1 protein-coding gene and 2 pseudogenes are annotated in these 1,375 nt (G+C 75.1%); 1 reads left to right on the top strand and 2 read right to left on the bottom strand.

All coding sequences use genetic code 11. The features are described from left to right. Positions 1–25: 25 nt before the first annotated feature. Positions 26–358, bottom strand: a complete 333-nt coding sequence (locus tag B1205_RS25410; RefSeq protein WP_254910185.1) for an STAS domain-containing protein — start codon at positions 356–358, stop codon at positions 26–28. A gap of 85 nt (positions 359–443) precedes the next feature. Further along, positions 444–707 (bottom strand): annotated as a pseudogene (locus B1205_RS25405) (STAS domain-containing protein); the annotation flags it as partial. 203 nt (positions 708–910) lie between these two features. Between B1205_RS25405 and B1205_RS32335 the strand changes: the two are divergent. Further along, positions 911–1,375 (top strand): annotated as a pseudogene (locus B1205_RS32335) (PP2C family protein-serine/threonine phosphatase); the annotation flags it as partial.

The raw sequence follows: 1,375 nt of genomic DNA, 5'->3' as shown, positions 1-1,375 counted from the left end.
GGTCGGGGGCCACCCCTGCCCTCGGTCAGCCGGCCGCGCGGGCGTCGTCGGCCGCCGCGCGGGGCGGGGCGGCCAGCAGCTCGGCCAGGCCGGTGCGGGCCAGCAGTTGTCTGACCTGGCCGTTGGTGTCGAGCAGGTGGACCGGGCCGCGCCCGGCACGGTGGATCATCACCAGCGCGCTGAGGCCGGAGGAGTCGCAGAGCGACACGCCCGCGAAGTCGAGCTGCAACTCCAGGTGGCCGTCGCGGCGCAGCTCGGCGGCGGCCTCGACGAGGTCCGGCGCGGTGTCGAAGTCCAGCTCGCCGACCAGCCGGAGCCGGGCGGACCCGGCGTCGAGCCGGTCCACCTCGATGGTCAACANCCGGCGGGCGGGCCAGCAGGCCGGTGACGCCGGTCATGTCGAGGATGGTCCGCAGGAAGCGCGGGACGGCGCGGAGTTCGGTGGCGGTGCCGACGTGCTGCCCCTCCCGCCAGGCGTGCACGATCACCGACAGGCCGGTGCTGTCGAGGAAGAGCAGGTCGCCGAAGTCGAGCACGAGCGTCGCGGGACGCTCGGCGAGCAGGCGGTCGATCTCGGCGCGCAGCGGCGCCGCGGTGGCGTACGCGAGGTCGCCGCCCACGCGGACGACGGGGGCCGCCGGATCGGAGCGGTCCACGGAGATGCTGAGGGGTGTCGCCTCGGGCTTCCTCCGTTGGGGAATCACCATCACGCCCTTCCGCAGGCTGCCGGTCCGGCAGGCACGTTCGGATCGTAACAATTCCGCAGCCGGCCCGCTCGACGCCGTAACCCCGCACGACGCCGTGGGGTGGCGGTCCCGGCGCACGGGCGTAGGGTGGGGTGAAGAGATTTGACCACAGGCGTCGTTTTCGGCGTCCCGCGCGTGTCGACGAGGAGAGTGGGGCTCAGCTGGTGACTGCTGCCGACGTCAGGGGTTCCGACCCGGGCGACGGACGGATCTCCACGCCGAGCGCCCCGGGGGTCCCGGCGCGGTCCGCCGCCCCGACGCCGTCCGCCCTGCCGCCGCTTGCCCCCGACCGGGGGCTCGCCGTGCCCGACTGGTCCGAGGTGGTCGAGCACTTCCGCGAAGGGCTCGTCGTCTGCGACGCCGACGGCGTGGTGCGGCACGTCAGCCCGGTCGCGGAGCGGCTCGTGCCCGAGGTCCGGCCCGGCGAGGTGCTCGTGGCCAGCGGCGTCACGGCGTTGGGCGGTGACGGTCCGGCCGAGTTCACCCACCACGGGCGGCGGCTGCGGCTGCGACCGGTGCCGCTGTCGCGCGCGCGGCGCTGCTGGTACGTCGAGGACGTGACCGAGAGCGTCAGCCGGGCCGACGCGTTGCTCGCCGAGCGGGCCCGCTCGATGTTCCTCGCCGTGGTC

This window comes from Micromonospora sp. NBS 11-29, assembly GCF_002140155.1.
Classification (GTDB): Bacteria; Actinomycetota; Actinomycetes; order Mycobacteriales; family Micromonosporaceae; genus Micromonospora.
The sequence above is the reverse complement of the archived record's forward strand: the minus strand, read 5'-3'. Positions and strand labels throughout refer to the sequence as shown.